The sequence below is a fragment of the Nonomuraea sp. NPDC049655 genome (genome assembly GCF_044465465.1).
Classification (GTDB): domain Bacteria; phylum Actinomycetota; class Actinomycetes; order Streptosporangiales; family Streptosporangiaceae; genus Nonomuraea.
Genome location: NZ_JBITLS010000003.1, coordinates 665,396 through 681,283 on the forward strand (window position 1 = coordinate 665,396; position 15,888 = coordinate 681,283).

The 15,888-nt window shown below is 73.1% G+C and carries 16 protein-coding genes; 11 read left to right on the forward strand and 5 right to left on the reverse strand.

The genetic code is table 11. The features are described from left to right. The first annotated feature begins 33 nt into the window (after positions 1-33). Positions 34-822: an MBL fold metallo-hydrolase gene (locus ACIBQ6_RS12860; protein ID WP_397211780.1), complete on the forward strand. Its 789-nt coding sequence runs from the start codon at positions 34-36 to the stop codon at positions 820-822. A 59-nt stretch (positions 823-881) separates the two neighbouring features. Beyond that, positions 882-2,138: an MFS transporter gene (locus ACIBQ6_RS12865; RefSeq protein ID WP_397211782.1), complete on the forward strand. Its 1,257-nt coding sequence runs from the start codon at positions 882-884 to the stop codon at positions 2,136-2,138. Positions 2,139-2,142: 4 nt separating this feature from the next. Here ACIBQ6_RS12865 and ACIBQ6_RS12870 read toward each other — a convergent pair whose 3' ends face one another. Further along, positions 2,143-3,633: an FAD-dependent monooxygenase gene (locus ACIBQ6_RS12870; RefSeq protein WP_397211784.1), complete on the reverse strand. Its 1,491-nt coding sequence runs from the start codon at positions 3,631-3,633 to the stop codon at positions 2,143-2,145. Between the two features lie 193 nt (positions 3,634-3,826). Between ACIBQ6_RS12870 and ACIBQ6_RS12875 the strand changes: the two genes are divergently transcribed. Then, positions 3,827-4,915, forward strand: coding sequence for an ArsO family NAD(P)H-dependent flavin-containing monooxygenase (locus ACIBQ6_RS12875; protein ID WP_397211786.1), 1,089 nt, complete (start codon positions 3,827-3,829; stop codon positions 4,913-4,915). Between the two features lie 56 nt (positions 4,916-4,971). On the opposite strand, the gene ACIBQ6_RS12880 is transcribed toward ACIBQ6_RS12875, so the two are convergent. After that, on the reverse strand, positions 4,972-5,553 hold the full coding sequence (locus ACIBQ6_RS12880) for a TetR family transcriptional regulator (RefSeq protein WP_397211788.1): 582 nt from the start codon (positions 5,551-5,553) through the stop codon (positions 4,972-4,974). A gap of 114 nt (positions 5,554-5,667) precedes the next feature. Here ACIBQ6_RS12880 and ACIBQ6_RS12885 point away from each other — a divergent pair, with 114 nt between their 5' ends. The 4 genes from ACIBQ6_RS12885 to ACIBQ6_RS12900 all read left to right on the forward strand — a co-directional run bounded on the left by ACIBQ6_RS12885 (position 5,668) and on the right by ACIBQ6_RS12900 (position 9,441). Further along, positions 5,668-6,630 carry a VOC family protein gene (locus ACIBQ6_RS12885; RefSeq protein WP_397211790.1) on the forward strand — a complete coding sequence of 321 codons (963 nt, stop codon included), beginning with the start codon at positions 5,668-5,670 and terminating at the stop codon, positions 6,628-6,630. A gap of 223 nt (positions 6,631-6,853) precedes the next feature. Continuing rightward, positions 6,854-7,930 carry a ribosome small subunit-dependent GTPase A gene (gene rsgA / locus ACIBQ6_RS12890; RefSeq protein WP_397211791.1) on the forward strand — a complete coding sequence of 359 codons (1,077 nt, stop codon included), beginning with the start codon at positions 6,854-6,856 and terminating at the stop codon, positions 7,928-7,930. 89 nt (positions 7,931-8,019) lie between these two features. Further along, positions 8,020-8,532, forward strand: coding sequence for an N-acetyltransferase (locus ACIBQ6_RS12895; RefSeq protein ID WP_358287577.1), 513 nt, complete (start codon positions 8,020-8,022; stop codon positions 8,530-8,532). 165 nt (positions 8,533-8,697) lie between these two features. Then, a complete protein-coding gene (locus ACIBQ6_RS12900) occupies positions 8,698-9,441 on the forward strand; it encodes an SDR family oxidoreductase (RefSeq protein ID WP_358287191.1) in 744 nt (247 codons plus the stop codon). Positions 9,442-9,476: 35 nt separating this feature from the next. Here the strand turns inward: ACIBQ6_RS12900 and ACIBQ6_RS12905 are convergent, their stop codons facing one another. After that, on the reverse strand, positions 9,477-9,977 hold the full coding sequence (locus ACIBQ6_RS12905) for a hypothetical protein (RefSeq protein WP_397211793.1): 501 nt from the start codon (positions 9,975-9,977) through the stop codon (positions 9,477-9,479). A 101-nt stretch (positions 9,978-10,078) separates the two neighbouring features. Here ACIBQ6_RS12905 and ACIBQ6_RS12910 point away from each other — a divergent pair, with 101 nt between their 5' ends. Then, positions 10,079-11,410 (forward strand): tetratricopeptide repeat protein, encoded by a 1,332-nt coding sequence (locus ACIBQ6_RS12910; protein ID WP_397211795.1) that lies wholly within the window; start codon positions 10,079-10,081, stop codon positions 11,408-11,410. Here the strand turns inward: ACIBQ6_RS12910 and ACIBQ6_RS12915 are convergent, their stop codons facing one another. Together ACIBQ6_RS12915 and ACIBQ6_RS12920 are read right to left on the reverse strand one after the other, a co-directional pair. Continuing rightward, complete coding sequence (locus ACIBQ6_RS12915; RefSeq protein ID WP_397211797.1) at positions 11,411-12,649, reverse strand: RNA polymerase sigma factor; 1,239 nt, start codon at positions 12,647-12,649, stop codon at positions 11,411-11,413. Beyond that, a complete protein-coding gene (locus tag ACIBQ6_RS12920; RefSeq protein WP_397211799.1) occupies positions 12,646-12,969 on the reverse strand; it encodes a YciI family protein in 324 nt (107 codons plus the stop codon). Before ACIBQ6_RS12920 ends, ACIBQ6_RS12915 begins: the two co-directional genes overlap by 4 nt. Positions 12,970-13,060: 91 nt before the next feature. On the opposite strand from ACIBQ6_RS12920, the gene ACIBQ6_RS12925 reads away from it, so the two are divergent. From ACIBQ6_RS12925 to ACIBQ6_RS12935, 3 genes are all read left to right on the forward strand, one after another. Beyond that, positions 13,061-14,044, forward strand: a complete 984-nt coding sequence (locus ACIBQ6_RS12925; RefSeq protein WP_387674544.1) for an AraC family transcriptional regulator — start codon at positions 13,061-13,063, stop codon at positions 14,042-14,044. 98 nt (positions 14,045-14,142) lie between these two features. Then, the gene (locus ACIBQ6_RS12930) at positions 14,143-15,366 is read left to right on the forward strand and encodes a styrene monooxygenase/indole monooxygenase family protein (RefSeq protein WP_397211801.1); all 1,224 of its coding nucleotides are present in this window, start codon (positions 14,143-14,145) and stop codon (positions 15,364-15,366) included. Beyond that, positions 15,363-15,860 (forward strand): flavin reductase family protein, encoded by a 498-nt coding sequence (locus tag ACIBQ6_RS12935; protein ID WP_397211803.1) that lies wholly within the window; start codon positions 15,363-15,365, stop codon positions 15,858-15,860. The genes ACIBQ6_RS12930 and ACIBQ6_RS12935 overlap by 4 nt, the downstream gene beginning before the upstream one ends. The last annotated feature ends 28 nt before the right edge of the window (positions 15,861-15,888 follow it).

The following is a 15,888-nucleotide window of genomic DNA, read 5'->3' on the forward strand; positions in this document are numbered from 1 at the left end:
GGATAAACCGCTCCCCATCCGTGAGGAATTCGCATGGCCATTTTCGGCGCGCCCGTCGAGCAGATCCCCGTCCGCGTCCTGGGCGGTCCCACCGCCCTGTTCGAGTACGGCGGCCTGCGCTTCCTGACCGACCCGACCTTCGACGCCCCCGGCGACTACCACGTGCCGGGCGGCCGGCTGACCAAGACGGCTCCCCCGTCCGCCACGCCCGCCGACCTCGGCCGCATCGACGTGGTCCTGCTCTCCCACGACGAGCACCCCGACAACCTGGACCACGCGGGCCGCGCGCTGCTGGCCGACGTCCCGCTCACGCTCACCACGCCCGGGGGCGGGCGGCGGCTGGGCGGCACGGCCAGGGGCCTGGCCGACTGGGAGTCGATCGAGCTGGACCGCCGCGGCGGCGGCACGATCACCGTCACCGGCGTGCCCGCCGTGCACGGCCCCGGCCCGCGCGAGGAGGTCGAACCGATCACCGGTCAGGTCGTCGGGTTCGTCCTGACCGGGGAGGGCCTGCCCACGGTCTACGTCAGCGGCGACAACGCCTCGCTGGACGCGGTCCGGCAGATCGCCGGCCGGTTCGGCCCGGTGGACACCGCCGTGCTCTTCGCCGGTGGGCCCCGGTTCTCCGTCCTGTTCGACGGGCGGCTGATCGTGCTCGACAGCGCGCAGGCCGTGGAGGCGGCAGGGATCCTCGGCGCCCGCCGGGTGGTGCCCGTGCACTACGACAGCTGGGCCCACTTCACCGAGGGCCGCGACGACCTGGTGGCCGCCTTCACCGCCGGCGGCCTGCTCGACCGCCTGGACCTGGGCGACCGAGCCTGACCCCGCCTGCGGGCCTGGGCCACGCCGTCGATGCAACCCCTCTTCGAAAGAGCTCTCTCGTGACGACCAACGTGCCCGTCCGGGCAGACGACGTCCCGCGCGTCGAGGCGCAGCGCCGCTCCCTGATCGTCCTGGTCATCGCCCAGGTCCTCAGCGGCGTCGGGCTGGCGGCCGGCGTGACCGTCGGCGCCCTGCTCGCCCAGGACATGCTCGGCTCCACCGGCCTGGCCGGGCTGCCCAGCGCCGTGGGCACCGCCGGCTCCGCCCTGGCGGCCGTCGCCGTCGGGCGCCTCTCCCAGGCCCGCGGCCGCCGCCCCGGCCTCGCCCTGGGGTATCTCGCCGGCGCCGTCGGCAGCGGCGGCGTCATCGTCGCCGCCGTCGCCGGCCATCCCGGCCTGCTGTTCCTCTCCCTCTTCCTGTACGGCGCCGGCACCGCCACGAACCTCCAGGCCCGCTACGCCGGAGCCGACCTGGCCGCCTCCGCACGCCGGGCGGCCGCGGTGTCCACCGTGCTGGTCGCCACCACGTTGGGCGGCGTGGCAGGGCCCAACCTCGCCGCGCCCACCGGCAGCCTCGCGGCCGCCCTCGGCATCCCGTACCTGGCCGGGCCGTTCCTGCTCGCCGGTGTCGCCTACGCGCTGGCCGCCCTGGTCCTGGCCGTCTGGCTGCGTCCCGACCCGCTCCTGCTGGCCCGCGCACTCGAAGCCGACCTCACCGCCGCGCCGGTGGACGCCGCCGGCCGGCCGCGTCCGGACGCCGCGAGGCGCCGCCCCGGCGTGCCGGCCGGTGCGCTGGTCATGGTGCTCACCCAGGTCGTCATGGTCGCGATCATGACCATGACGCCGGTCCACATGCACGACAGCGGCTCCGGCGCCGCCGCGTCCGGCCTGGTCATCGCGATCCACATCGGCGCGATGTACCTGCCCTCGCCGCTGACCGGCCGGCTCGTGGACCGCCACGGCCCGCTCGCGGTCGCCGCCGCCTCCGGGCTGGTCCTGCTGGCCGCCGGAACGCTCGCCGCCGTCGCCCCCGACGACTCCGTCGCCGGGTACGCCGTGGCCCTCGCGCTGCTGGGGCTGGGCTGGAACCTCGGCCTCGTCGCCGGCACCGCGATCATCACCGACGCCGCCCCGCCGGCCACCCGGGCCAGAACGCAGGGCTGGGTCGACGTCTCCATCGCGATCGCCGGCGCCGCCGGCGGCATGGCCTCGGGCCTCGTCGTCGCCGTCGCCGGTTACCCGCTCCTCGCCGTCGGCGGCGGCGTTCTGGCGCTGGCCATCGTGCCGGTGGCCGTCAAGGCCGCGCGCGACCGGTGATCGTTCAGGGACGTTCACCGGCGGGAGCGCCCGCCCACCGCGTCAGGGCGTCGGCGAGGCCGGAGACGTCGGTGGCGGAACCGGCCCAGCAGACGTAGCCGTCGGGCCTTACCAGGACGGCGTCCGCCCCGAGCTCCGCCTGCGCGTGCACCCGGCCGATCCTGGCCGACCACGGCCCGGCGGCCCGCGCGAACGCCGCCTCGTCGGCGGTCGTCAAGAGCAGGCCGCGGCCGTCGCGCAGCAGCCGCGCCACCCGGCCGGGCCCGGACGACGTCACCAGGTCGAGGTCGGGGACGCGGCGTCCCAGCAGGTGATGGCGGCGGCCGGGCAGGTCGTAGCGGACGTCCAGCCCTGAGATCATGCCGGCGACGATCCGGTTGGCCTCGGGCACCCGTACGAGCTGCTCGACGATGTCGCGCAGGGCCAGGTTCTCCTCCTCGGGCACGATCAGCACCGCCTGCGCCCGGGTGTTGGCCAGCACGCGCGCGGCGACCGGATGCCGTTCGGAGTGGTAGCTGTCGAGCAGCTCCTCGTGTGCCCATCCGCCGATCTCGGCCGCCAGTTTCCAGCCCAGGTTGAACGCGTCCTGCAGCCCGAGGTTGAGCCCCTGCCCGCCCATGGGCGAGTGGATGTGCGCGGCGTCACCGGCGAGCAGGACCCGGCCGTGCCGGTACCGTTCGACCTGCCGCGAGGCGTCGGTGAACCGGGACGCCCACCGGACGCCCGTCAGGCGGACCCCCGGGCCGAACTCGTTGCGCAGCGCCCGCTGCACCTCCTCCTCGGTGATCGGGGTGTCGCGGGACAGCGCCTGCTGCTCGGCCCCGTAGAACAGGAACCGGTGCACGCCATCGCCGATGGGCGCGATGTAGCCCTTGCCGGTCTTGTCGGGCGTCATGACGGGCAGCGTCCAGGTCTCCGGCACGGCGCCGTCCGGGTCGGCGATCGTGATGTCGGCGACCACCGAGAGCAGCCTGCCGTCCAGGCCGGGAAAGCCGACGCCCAGCAGCTCGCGGACGGTGCTGCGGCCGCCGTCGCAGCCCACCAGGTAACGCGCGGTGACCCGCGACCCGCCGCCCGCGGGCCCGAGCAGGGTCGCCTCGACCCCGTCGGCGTCCTGCGACAGCGCGGTCACCTCGTGCCCGCGCAGGACCTGGACGCCCAGCTCGCCGAGCCGCTCCTCCAGCAACGCCTCGACGCGCCCTTGGGGGATGCCGATCGAGTACGGATGCCGGGTGTCCCAGGCGGTGTAGTCCAGTCGGAGCCCGGCGAAATGCCCGCCGGGCACCCGCTGGATCGCCCGGTCCATGAGGGGTTCGAGGAGACCGCGTGACTCCAGCGCCTCCGCGGAGCGGGGCTGGATGCCGAGCGCCTTGGACTGCCCGCTGCGCCGGGGAAGCCGTTCGACGACCACGGCCGCCACCCCTGCGAGGCCCAGCTCGGCGGCGAGCATGAGCCCGGTCGGCCCGGCTCCCACGACGATCACATCGACGTTCATCACGGATGCTCCGTTCGACAGGGATCGGCGATGAGGCCGCCGACCGCTGCGCCGACGCTAACGGCGAGGGTGCCGGTTCCCGCAACGATAGTCACCGCGCCGATGACCGAGATTCACACCTTCTGCGACGATCTATAATTTCGACTGATATCGAATTAAGGAGCCGTGTCATGGCCGCCCCCGACAGTGTCGAATGACCGGGACCCCGCAGCTGGCCGACGTCGTGGTCATCGGTGCCGGCCAGGCCGGACTGGGAGTCGGATACCACCTGCGCCGGGCCGGCGCCGACTTCGTCATCCTGGACGCCCAGGAGGCCCCCGGCGGCGCGTGGCGGCACGTCTGGCCGTCGCTGCGCCTGTTCACCCTCGCCCGGCACAGCTCGCTGCCCGGCCGCATGATGCCGACTCCTCCCGGCGACGGCTACCCGGACGCCCCCCACGTCGTCTCCTACTTCACCGACTACGAGCGGCGTTACCGGCTGCCGATCGTCCGGCCCGCCGCGGTGCGAGCCGTGCGGCGGGCCGACGACCGCCTCGCCGTGGAGAGCGCCGCCGGGCTCTGGCACGCCCGCATCGTCGTCAGCGCCACGGGTACCTGGTGGCGGCCGTACGTGCCGTACTATCCCGGCATCCGCGACTTCCGCGGCGAGCAGTTGCACACCGCCGGCTACCGCGGCCCCGAGCCCTTCCGCGGCCGCCGGGTGCTGGTCGTCGGCGGCGGCAACTCCGCCGCGCAGATCCTCGCCGACCTGTCGCGGGTCACCGAGGTCGCCTGGGCGACGTCGCGCCCGCCCCGGCTGATGCCCGACGAGCTGGACGGCCGCGCCGTGTTCGCCCTGACCGCCCGCCGCTACCGGGCCGTCCTGGCCGGGCGGGACCCCGGTGACATCCCCGACCTGGGCGACATCATCGCCGTCCCGCCCGTGCGCGAGGCCCGTGACCGGGGTGTGCTCAAGGCCGAGCCCATGTTCAGCCGGATCACCCCCGACGGGGTGACGTGGTCCGACGGCAGCGCGGCGGCCTTCGACGCCATCGTGTGGGGCACCGGTTTCCGTCCCGCTCTCCGCCACCTGGCCCCGCTGCAGCTGCGCGGCCCCGGCGGCGCGATCGCCACCGCGGGCACCCGCGTCCTGGCCGAGCCCCGCCTGCACCTGCACGGCTACGGCGACTGGACCGGCCCCGCCTCCGACACCCTCATCGGCGCCGGCCACAACGCCCGCCACCTGGCCGCCGAGATCGTCACCCAGCTGCGCTCCGGGCCGCCGCGCCGGCGTCCCGCGTAGTCTCGTCGGCCCAGCATGCCCGGCGCCGACTCCACCGCACGAAGCAGGCAGCCGATCTAGGCGCGGTTCAGGCCGGCTTCCAGGTGTGCCAGCGCTGTGTCGATCTCAGCCGGGCCGTCCAGGCCGGGATCGTGGGCCCACTGCATCCAGACCATGGCCACGATCCCGAAGACCGCGCCGACCGCGTCGCGTACGCGCGGGTCGTCAGGAGCGCAGCCGGACTTGTCCGCCACGAGCCGGCGGACCTCCGCGATCAGGCCGGGACTCCTGCGCACGTTGGCGGCCAGCAGTTCGGGCACCGTGACCGCGAACACCTCCCGGGCGCGCCCGGCGGCGATCTCCTCCGGCGACAGAGACGCGAAGGCGGCGCGGAAGGCACCCCGTAGCAGGGGGACGGGGGCGTTCGGCGGCTGAGCGGCCAACGCCTCGGTGAGAGGCGGGAAGCGGTCGAGGACGACCAGATGCTCCTTGGTCGGGAAGTAGCGGAAGAAGGTGGCCGGAGAGACTTCGGCGGCCTCGGCGATCATTTCGGTGGTGGTGGCGTGGTAGCCCCGCTCACGAAAGAGCCTGAACGCCTCGCGCAGGATCGTCTCCCGTGTCCTGGCCTTCTTGCGTTCGCGCAGCCCGCCCTCTCCCATGCGGGACACTCTATCGAAGCAATGACGAGAGATCACTATCAAATGATAGTGTACTCTCAAAAAGTTCGATCGGGGGAACACGCCCCAGGACCGCACGCATGGAGGCTCTTCACCATGGGCGACGACATCACCGGCCTGCACCACGTGGGCCACATCGTGCACGACATGACCCAGGCCATGAACACCTACCGCCGACTCGGTTTCACCGTTGCCGCACCCACCTACCCCATGCTGCCGCGGGTCGCCGGAGGAGCCGCCGAGCCGTTCGGCGTGGCCAACGCGCACGTGCAGTTCCCGCGCAACTTCATCGAGCTGGTGGCCGTGATCGACGACGCCGGCCACCTGCCCGGCGAGGCCCGGCCGATCCCGCTGCGGGTGCCCGACGACAGGCTGCCCGGACTTCTGGCCGCCGTCGGCGCCACCACCGCCAACATCGCATCGTTCCTGCAGCGGTTCCAGGGCCTGCACATCATGATCGCCGACACGCCGGACATCGACGTCATCGCCGCGGGACTGACCGCGGCCGGCGTGGACCATGCCGGCGTGCACGCCGTGCAGCGCCCCGTCGAGACCCGTACCGGCACCACGATGGAACCGGTCCGATACCTGGAGATCTCCGCGCCCGGCCTGCCCGCCGGGCGCGTGCCGGAAGGCAGGATCGGATTCGCCGAGAACGCGCCGGCCCGACCGCGCGGCATCCAGCCGCACGCCGTCCACCCCAACGGCGCCACCGGGCTGGTCGAATGTGTGCTGTGCGTCGCCGACGAGGCGCTCCCCGCGCTGATGCGGCGTTATGCCGCCTATTTCGGGCAGGCGTGCGACGGTCGGCCGCACGTCTTCGACCGGGCGGACGTCACCGTCGTCACCGCCTCGACGCTCGGCGACCTGCTGCCTGGTGAGCAGCCCGCGGCCCTGCCCGCGTTCGTCGCCTGCACGGTGTCGGTGCGGGACATCACCGCCACGCGACAGCACCTGCGCGACAACGACGTACCGGTACGCGTGACCGGTCGCCAGGAGATCTTCGTGCCCGCCGAGGCCGCGTCGGGCACCGCGATCATCTTCCGCCAGGAAGAGTGAGTCCCGCTGTCCGGACAGCTGCTAGGCTGCCGTTCGTTCGGTACTGGATCTGTGTGGAAGGGAGGTGAGGTTCGATGACCGCGGTGAAGACCGCTGCCCCGTGCAGCGCCCGGACCGACCTCACGTCCCGGGCCCCGGTCTGACCCACTTCCTCTCCCTGCCATGAATCAGGCGGGGTGACGTCCACGTCTCGTCGGGGCCCCTTCTCCGCAAGGGTCTCACGTTGTCACACACGTACACCGATCCATCCGGCCTGTCCCGGTACGGGTGGACCGGCACACTCGACCGAACCTTCACCGAACACTACGAAGCGGGCCTCGTCCCGGCCCGGATCTCCCGGGTCGACCGCGGCCTGTGCACGGCGGTCACCGCCGAGGGCCCGACGCGGGCCACGTTCGCCGCGCCGCACCCGCCCGACCCGCTCCTGACGCCGTGCACCGGCGACTGGGCCGCGCTGCGCCCCGGCGCCGAGCCGCATCTGGTGGCGCTGCTGCCGCGGCACAGCGCGATCGTGCGTTCGTCGGCGTCCAGGTCCTCCCATGGACAGGTGCTCGCCGCCAACGTCGACACGGTGCTCATCGCCCTGTCCCTGGCCACGCCCCTGGACGCGGCCAAGCTGGAACGGCTGCTCGCCCTGGCCTGGGAGAGCGGGGCGCAGCCGGTGATCGTCCTGACCAAGGCGGACCTGGCCCACGACGCCGGGGCCGTCCACGACGAGGTCGAGGCGCTGGCGCCCGGCGTGGACGTCCTCGTCACCAGCGTCGCCACCGGTCGCGACATCGACGTGCTGGCCACGCTGGTGCGCGGCACCACCGTGCTGCTCGGCCCCTCGGGCGCGGGCAAGTCCAGCCTCGGCAACGCGCTGCTCGGCGCGGACCTGCTGGCCACCGGCACGGTGCGGGCGCAGGACGGCAAGGGCCGCCACACCACCGTCCGCCGCGAGCTGCTGCCCCTGCCGGGCGGCGGGGTCCTCATCGACACGCCCGGCCTGCGCGGGATCAGCCTGCACGACGCCGCCGACGGCCTGGAGCAGGTCTTCGCCGAGATCGAAGAGCTCGCCGCGTTCTGCCGTTTCGCCGACTGCGCCCACGACACCGAGCCGGGATGCGCGGTCCAGGCCGCCATCCAGTCGGGTGAGCTGTCCGGACGCCGCCTGCGCAGCTACCGGAAGCTGCAACGGGAGAACGCCTGGGCGGCCTCGCGGACCGACGCCCGGCTGCGCGACGAGCGCGTCAACCACAAGAAGGCCATCACCGGTCACCTGCGCGCCACCTACAGGTTCCGGGACCGGCAGTCATGACCGGCCGCATCCGCCGCCCGTCCGTTCCGTCCGCCACCAACACCGGCCAGGTCCCGCATCCGCAGAAGGACAAGGAGACGAACCCGATCATGACCTCTTCCTGGATCACCCGTCCCGAGAACGCCGCCGACGCCGCCGCCGTCCGCGAGATCAACCTGTCGGCCTTCCCCGGCCCGCACGAGGCCGACCTCGTCGAGGCGCTGCGGGCCGACCCGCAGGCGTGGCTGCCCGGCCTGGCCTGGCTGGCCGAGGCTCCCGGCGGCGAGCTCGCCGGATACGCGCTGCTCACCCGCTGCCACGTCGGCGACTCCCCCGCCGTCGCCTTGGGCCCGTGCGCCGTCCGGCCCGGACGCCAGCGACAGGGGGCGGGTTCCGCCGCCATCCGCGCCGCCCTGCGCGCGGCCCGTGAGCAGGGCGAGAACCTGGTGGTCGTGCTCGGTCACGCCGAGTACTACCCGCGGTTCGGCTTCACCCCGGCCTCCGGGTTCGGCATCCGGCCGCCGTTCGAGGTCGAGGACAAGTACATGATGGCGCTCGCCCTCGACCCCGAGCGGCCGGTCCCGAACGGCGTCATCCGCTACGCGGCGGCGTTCGGCGTCTGATCCCCCGCTTCTCGCACGCGGCGTACGGCCCCCAGCACGGCTGGGGGCCGTACGGCCGAGCAGGCCGGAAATTCTCTTCGGCACGGATGTCGAGACCGGCGCCGCCGCTCCGACTCCGCTGTGACCGGCTTCCAGCAGGGGAGCCGCCGACGGCAAGGAGTCGACATGGGGACGCTGGAGAACAAGAACGCCCTGGTGACCGGCGGGTCGCGGGGAATCGGGCGGGCGATCGTGGTGCGGCTGGCCCGCGAGGGCGCGGCGGTGCTGTTCACCTACCACCGCGACCAGGCGGCGGCCGAGGCGGTGGTGGCCGAGGTGACGGCCTTCGGCGGGCGGGCGATCGCCGTACGGGCGGACCAGGGGCGCCTGGAAGACCTCAAGCACCTCTTCGGCGAGGTCGACCGGTGCCTGGGCGGTCTGGACGTGGTCGTCAACAACGCGGCGATCAACCCGATGGGAGACATCCGCGACGCCGTCGAGAGCGACTTCGACGAGGTGATGGCGGTCAACACCAAGGGCCCGTTCTTCGTCATGCAGGCCGCCGCGGAAAGGCTCGGTGACGGCGGACGGATCGTCAACATCACCTCCAGCGGCGCGGCGGCGGGCCTGGCCCTGTACTTCGCCAGCAAGGCGGCACTGGAGTCGATCACCGCGGTCGCGGCCCGCGAGTTCGGCCCCAGGGGCATCACGGTCAACAGCGTCTCCCCCGGCGCCACCGACACGGACATGATGCGTGCCGCCGCCGGTGAGCACCTGGAGCAGGCCATCGAGCACACCGTGGCCCTGACGCCGCTGCAACGGCTGGGACGTCCGGAGGACATCGCCAACGTCGTCGCCTTCCTGGCCGGGCCCGACGCCCAATGGATCACCGGCCAGAACCTGCGCGTCTCCGGCGGTCTGGTGATCTGACCGGCGGCGGCGAGCCGTCCCGCCGGGGCGTCGCGTCAGGCAGTGGGTTCCAGGGACTCGTCGAACGGTTCCAGAGGGCGGGCGCCGAGCACGCACCCGGCCGGCACGTACGGCAGGCACGCCTGCACACCGGCGACCTCCTCCTCACCGATCGACCAGTCCATGGCGGCCGGGCCCGCGCCCAGCAGGACCGCCTCCATGAAGTCGTTCCAGCGTCCGTACGAGCTGAGCAGGACCAGGTCGTCCGGCACGTCCAGGTCCAGGACGACGTAACGGGCGTACTCCTCCTCGGTCTGCGGGCAGAGCAGGGACTCGGCCGTCACGGCCACCGTGGCGTCGCGGGTGTCCGGGCCGGGCCACGCCCACACCGGCGGACGGCCCCGGCAGTCGAGGCCCCGCCTGGCCATCTCCTCCACCATCGCCTCGTACACCGGCCGGTACGACGGGATCGACAGGCGGGCCCAGTCGCCGGCCAGTTCGCCGCCGGCCTCCAGCGTGGCCAGGACCGCCCGGTGCTGCACCGTCCACAAACGCATCCGACGATTGTGGCAGGACCGGCCGCCGCGACCGGGTGTATCGCGGGCGTATCGAAAAACGCATACCTCACGGCAACAGCCGTCCCCCTTGACTGGGGGTCATGGAAAGGGAGAAGGCTTCGGCCGATGACGGGAGATGGGACCGGCGTTCGTTGTTCCGGGGGGCCGCCGTGCTGGCCGGCGCCGCCGCGACGGCGCCGCTGCTGGACGGGGCGGCCACGGCGCTGGCCGACGGCGGCGACGCCGACGCGCTGTTCAAGGCCGGGAAGTTCGAGCAGGCCGGCCGCGCGTACGAGGAGATCCTGAAGAAGGACCCCGGGAACCTGCACGCGGCCCGCCGGCGCGGCCATGTCGGGCTGCTGTCCAACCGGTTCCCCGAAGCCGAGAAATACCTCAAGACGGCCGTCCGCCTGGCGCCCGGCGACAAGGAGGCCAACGAGCTCCTGGGCGACTGCTACATCCGGCAGGACAAGTTCGCCCTCTCCGTTCCGTGCTGGAAGGCGGCCGGCGCGGATGACTACGCCAAATGGTTCGCGGCGATCAGCGGGGAGGCGTACCAGATCAAGGGTGACGTCGGCCGGGTGCGGTTCCTGCAGATGGACCCGCGGCCGCTGGTGGAGGCCTCGGTCAACGGCGGACCGGCGAAGCGCTTCACGTTCTACACCGGCGCCCCGAACCTGAGCCTGACCGCGTCGGCGGCCAAGGAGGCGGGGCTGAAGGCCGTCGTCAGCCAGAAGACCGACTTCGAGGGCACGCCCATCTGGGTGCACTACGGGGTGCTGGACTCCTTCAGGCTGGGCGGCATCGAACTGCGCAACGTCCCCGTCGGCTGGTCGTCGACGGAGTCGGGCGCCGACGTCGGCAGCGACGGCGACGGCCTGATCGGCACGTGGGTCTTCTACCACCTGCTGACCACGTTCGACTACGCGGGCCGGCACCTCATCCTGCGCCGCCGCACCCCCGAGACGGCCAGGGAGGCACGCGCCGCCGCCGCGCGGGCGGGCGCCGAGCCGCTGCCGATGTGGCTGTCCCGTGACCACGACGTGCACAGCGTGGGCAGCATCGCGGGGTCCGGCCCGCGGGTGGTGGGCGTGAACCTCGGCGGGGTCGGCGAGATCGCCGCGGGCATGCCGGGAGAGGTGGCCAGACGTCTGGGGGTCCGGGTCGACCTCGACCGCCCGATCGAGACGTTCGCCCACAGCCACCCGACCGTCACCCACCCCTGCTATCCGGAGGAGCTCCGGCTCGGCGACGCCGTCGCCCAGCGGGTCTACTGCGAGGCGGACCCGAACATGCCGGTCAACGTGCCCTGGCCCTACGGGTCGGGCTTCGACGGGATCGGCCACTTCGCCCACTGCTTCTTCAAGCCCTACAACCTCACCCTCGACTTCACCGACATGAAGCTCTACATCGCCCGCGGCGAGGCCGCCTGATCACCCCGGCAGCAGCCGGTCGCGGCGGCGGGTCAGCGAGGCGGTCTCGGCGGTGTTGCCGGCCAGGTCGATGGCCCTGTCGTAGGCGGCGCGCGCCTCCTGACCGCGGCCCAGCCGGCGCAGCAGGTCGGCGCGGGTGGCGTGGTAGGCGTGGTACCCGGCCAGCCTGTCCCCGAGACGGTCGACGGCCGCCAGCGCCACCTCGGGCCCGTCGAGCTCGGCGACCGCGACGGCCCGGTTGAGCGCGACGATCGGCGAGGGGTCCAGGCGGACGAGCTGGTCGTACAGGGCGAGGACCTGCGACCAGTCGGTGTCGCGCATGTCGCGGGCGGAGGTGTGCACGGCGTTGATCGCCGCGAGGATCTGGTAGCGGCCCGGCGCCACCCCGGCGGCGGCCGCGGCCAGGCGCTCGCGCACCAGCCGGTGGCCCTCGGCGATCAGCGCCGCGTCCCAGGCCCCGCGGTCCTGCTCGTCGAGCGCGACCAGCTCGCCGCCGGCCGAGACCCGGGCGGGGCGGCGGGCCTCGATGAGCAGCATCAGCGCCAGCAGCCCGGTCACCTCGCCGTCGTCCGGCAGGAGGGCGCGGATCAGGCGGGTGAGCCGGATCGCCTCGGCGGTCAGCTCGTGCCGTACGGGATCGGTGCCGGAGCCGGTGGCCAGGTAGCCCTCGTTGAAGACCAGGAACAGCACGGCGAGCACGCCGGAGACGCGCGCCGGGAGATCCTCGGCGGACGGCACCCGGTAGGGGATGCGCGCCGCCTTGATCTTGGCCTTCGCGCGGGTGATCCGCTGCCCCACGGCGCTCTCCTGGGCCAGGAAGGCGCGGGCGATCTCGGGCATGGTCAGGCCGGCGACCAGGCGCAGCGTAAGCGCCACGCGGGTCTCCATCGCCAGCGCCGGATGACAGCAGGTGAAGATCAGCCGGAGCCGGTCGTCGTCGATGGCGCCGGCAGGCTCGGGCGGGGCGTCGTGGGACATCTGAGCCTTCCTGTGCTTGTCGTCGCGCTTGCTCTCGCGCCGGATCCGATCGATGGCCTTGCGGTTGGCGGTGGTGGTCAGCCAGGCGCCCGGGTTGGGCGGCACGCCGTCGGCCGGCCACCGCTCGACGGCGGTCGCGAACGCCTCGGCGGCCCCCTCCTCGGCGATGTCGAGGTCACCGAAGCGCCTGGTCAGGGCGGCGACCACCCGGGCCCACTCCTCGTGGTGGGCGCGAGCGACCGCCTCGCGGACGTCGGTCACAGGAACGGTCGCACCTCGACCTTGCGGTTGCAGTGCTTCGACCCGTCCGCGGCGAGCCGGAGCGCCACGTCGAGGTCGGGGGCCTCGATGATCCAGAAGCCGGCGAGGTACTCCTTGGACTCCAGAAAGGGCCCGTCGGTGACCATCGCCTCCGCGCCCCGGTTGTCGATGACGGTGGCCGTGGCGGGCGCGGCGAGGCCGCCGGCGAAGACCCAGTGGCCCTGGGTCCGGAGGCGCTCGTTGAACACGTCGATCGCCGCGCGCTCCTCCGGGGTGGCCGAATTGGTCCTGTCGTCGATCACCGAGATCAGGTATTGCATGTGCAGATCGTCTCCAATGGGGTCAAGGCGGCGGATCTCTTGTACGTACTTTTACCTGGAACGCCGAGGGGCGGACGCCCGATCATCTGGTGTGCTCCTCAGCAACCGTGCCGTCTTCGCCAGCTCCGACCTCGACGAGGTCCGCGGCGAGGTCGCCAAGGTGTTCTGCCCGCACCGGCTGGACCTGGCCGGGGACGCGGACCTGCTGTCGGCCCGGTTCAACTCCGTGCAGCTCGGCGCGGTCCGCGTCAGCTACCTCGACTACGGGGCCGACGTGCACATCGAGCCGGGCGACCTCGACACGTTCTTCCTGGTCATGATCCCGCTCGCCGGACGCAGCCTGATCCGCGCCGGCGACGAGGAGGTCGTCTCCTCCCCGTCCCTGGCCTCGCTGCCCTCGCCGACCCGGCACCTCGACATGCGCTGGGCCGCCGGCTGCCCGCAGTTGCTGGTCAAGTTCGAGCGCACGGCGATCGAACGCGCGCTGGAGCAGATGCTCGGCGAGCCGCTCGACGGCCCGGTCGTCTTCGACCTCGGCATGGACCTGACGACCGGCTGGACCCGCTCCTGGCGCGACATGGCCGACCTGCTGGTCAGGGAGGCCGAGCGGGACGACGGGCTGGCCGGCCACCCGCTGGCCGTCGCCCATCTGGAGAACGCCCTGATCACCCTGCTGCTGACCATGCAGCCCTCCAACTACCTGGACCGGCTGACCGCGCCCAGGCCGCCCGCGCTGCCGAAGGTGGTGCGCCGGGCGATGGAGTTCATCGAAGGGCACGCCCACCTGCCGCTGAGCACCACGGACATCGCCGGCGCCGTCGCGGTCAGCAGCCGCTCCCTCCAGGAGGGTTTCCGCGCGCATCTCGGGCTGTCCCCGATGGCACACCTCAGGCAGGTGCGGCTGACGCGCGTGCACGACGAGCTCAGGACGGCCGACCCGGCCAGGGCCACGGTGACCACGGTGGCCGCCCGATGGGGATTCCTGCACCAGGGACGATTCGCCGCCCAGTACCGCGAGAGGTACGGGCAGCCGCCGTCGGAGACGTTGCGCAGAGGTCCCGCGTCAGGCGGATGAGATCCGCGCTCAGCGGATGGCACGGGCGCACGCGCCGCCCGTACCGTTCTTGTCAGGCGCCGATCTGATCCTCCACACCACACCAGAAGGACACCACCATGCGCGACATCCTCATCGTCGGCGCCGGCCAGGCCGGTCTCCACCTGGCCATCGGCCTGCTCCAGCACGGCTACGACGTGACCGTGGTCTCCAACCGCACCCCCGAGTCCATCCGCGACGGCCGGGTGATGTCCGGCCAGGCCATGTTCGGCACCGCGCAGGCCCACGAGCGCGAGCTCGGCCTCGACTGGTGGGCCGACGTCTGCCCGCCCATCGAGGGCATCGCGCTCACGGTCCCGAGCCCGGAGGGCGGCAAGGCCCTCGACTGGGCGGCGCGGCTGGACGTCCCCGCCCGCTCGGTCGACCAGCGGCTGAAGATGCCGGCCTGGCTGGGCGAGTTCGAGCGGCTCGGCGGCAAGCTCGTCCTGCACGACGCCACCCCCGACGACCTGGAGAGCTACGCGGCCCGGTACGACCTGGTCCTGGTCGCCGCGGGCAAGGGCCAGATCGCCTCGCTCTTCGAACGCGACCCCGCCCGCTCCCCCTACGCCACCCCGCAGCGCGCGCTGGCCGTCACCTACGTCAACGGCCTCGCCCCGCGTCCCGGTCACTCGGCGGTCTGCTTCAACCTGCTGCCCGGCGTGGGCGAGTACTTCGTCTTCCCCGCGCTCACGCACACCGGCCCCTGCGAGATCATGGTGTTCGAGGGCGTCCCGGACGGCCCCATGGACTGCTGGGGCGACGTCCGCGGCCCCGCCGAGCACCTGGCCCGCAGCCGCCGGATCCTGGAGACCTTCTTCCCGTGGGAGGCCGAGCGCTGCGCCGGCATCGAGCTCACCGACGCCAACGCGGTGCTGACCGGCCGCTTCGCCCCCACCGTCCGGCGTCCGGTGGCCGTGCTGCCCTCCGGCGCTCCGGTGCTCGGCGTCGCCGACGTCGTGGTGCTCAACGACCCGATCACCGGGCAGGGCAGCAACAACGCCGCCAAGTGCGCCGCCACCTACCTGCGGGCCATCGTGGAACGCGGCGACCGGCCGTTCGACGCCGACTGGATGCGGCAGACCTTCGACCTGTTCTGGGCGCAGGCCCAGCACGTCACGAACTGGACCAACGCCCTGCTCGCGCCGGCCGAGCCGCACCATCTGGCGCTGCTGGGCGCCGCCGGTCAGCGCCCGGAGATCGCCTCCCGCTTCGTCAACGGCTTCGACGACCCGGCCGACTACGCCGAGTGGTTCATGGACGCCGGCCGTGCCGAGACCTATCTGGGCAGGGTGACGGCATGAGATCGCTCCGTGACGCCTTCGGGCAGTTCGCGACCGGGGTGGCGGTGATCACGACGGTGACCGCCGACGGGGAGCGGGCCGGCGTGACCGTCAACTCCCTCACCTCGGTCTCGCTCGATCCGGCGCTGCTGCTGTGGTGCCTGTCGAACCGGGCGCCCAGCGCGCCGCTCTTCCTGCGGGCCGGGCGGTTCGCCGTCAACGTCCTGGCCGCCGACCAGGGCCACCTGTCCAGCCGCTTCGCCACCCCCGCGGCCGACAAGTTCGCCGGGGTGGAGCTGCTCGGCACGCCGCTGCCGATCCTCGCCGGGACGCTGGCCAGCTTCGTCTGCCGCACCGAGCGCGTCCACGACGGCGGCGACCACCACATCCTCGTCGGAGCGGTGGAACGCTTCCAGCGGGCCGGGGGCGAGCCGCTGGTCTTCCACTCCGGCCGGTACCGGGAGTTCTGGCCCGAGATGAGCACCGGCGAGGGCCGGGTGGCCAGCCACGCGTGACGGCCGCCGGGGGGCGTCAGTCCTGCGC

What these genes read in the sequence shown, in the direction of transcription:
- ACIBQ6_RS12900 (WP_358287191.1), top strand. Translation starts at nt 8,698, where the DNA reads ATGGGGACGCTGGAGAACAAGAACGCCCTGGTGACCGGCGGGTCGCGG.
- ACIBQ6_RS12905 (WP_397211793.1), bottom strand. Translation starts at nt 9,977, where the DNA reads ATGCGTTTGTGGACGGTGCAGCACCGGGCGGTCCTGGCCACGCTGGAG.
- ACIBQ6_RS12885 (WP_397211790.1), top strand. Translation starts at nt 5,668, where the DNA reads ATGGGCGACGACATCACCGGCCTGCACCACGTGGGCCACATCGTGCAC.
- ACIBQ6_RS12860 (WP_397211780.1), top strand. Translation starts at nt 34, where the DNA reads ATGGCCATTTTCGGCGCGCCCGTCGAGCAGATCCCCGTCCGCGTCCTG.
- ACIBQ6_RS12935 (WP_397211803.1), top strand. Translation starts at nt 15,363, where the DNA reads ATGAGATCGCTCCGTGACGCCTTCGGGCAGTTCGCGACCGGGGTGGCG.
- ACIBQ6_RS12870 (WP_397211784.1), bottom strand. Translation starts at nt 3,633, where the DNA reads ATGAACGTCGATGTGATCGTCGTGGGAGCCGGGCCGACCGGGCTCATG.
- ACIBQ6_RS12930 (WP_397211801.1), top strand. Translation starts at nt 14,143, where the DNA reads ATGCGCGACATCCTCATCGTCGGCGCCGGCCAGGCCGGTCTCCACCTG.
- ACIBQ6_RS12910 (WP_397211795.1), top strand. Translation starts at nt 10,079, where the DNA reads ATGGAAAGGGAGAAGGCTTCGGCCGATGACGGGAGATGGGACCGGCGT.
- ACIBQ6_RS12920 (WP_397211799.1), bottom strand. Translation starts at nt 12,969, where the DNA reads ATGCAATACCTGATCTCGGTGATCGACGACAGGACCAATTCGGCCACC.
- ACIBQ6_RS12880 (WP_397211788.1), bottom strand. Translation starts at nt 5,553, where the DNA reads ATGGGAGAGGGCGGGCTGCGCGAACGCAAGAAGGCCAGGACACGGGAG.
- ACIBQ6_RS12875 (WP_397211786.1), top strand. Translation starts at nt 3,827, where the DNA reads ATGACCGGGACCCCGCAGCTGGCCGACGTCGTGGTCATCGGTGCCGGC.
- ACIBQ6_RS12895 (WP_358287577.1), top strand. Translation starts at nt 8,020, where the DNA reads ATGACCTCTTCCTGGATCACCCGTCCCGAGAACGCCGCCGACGCCGCC.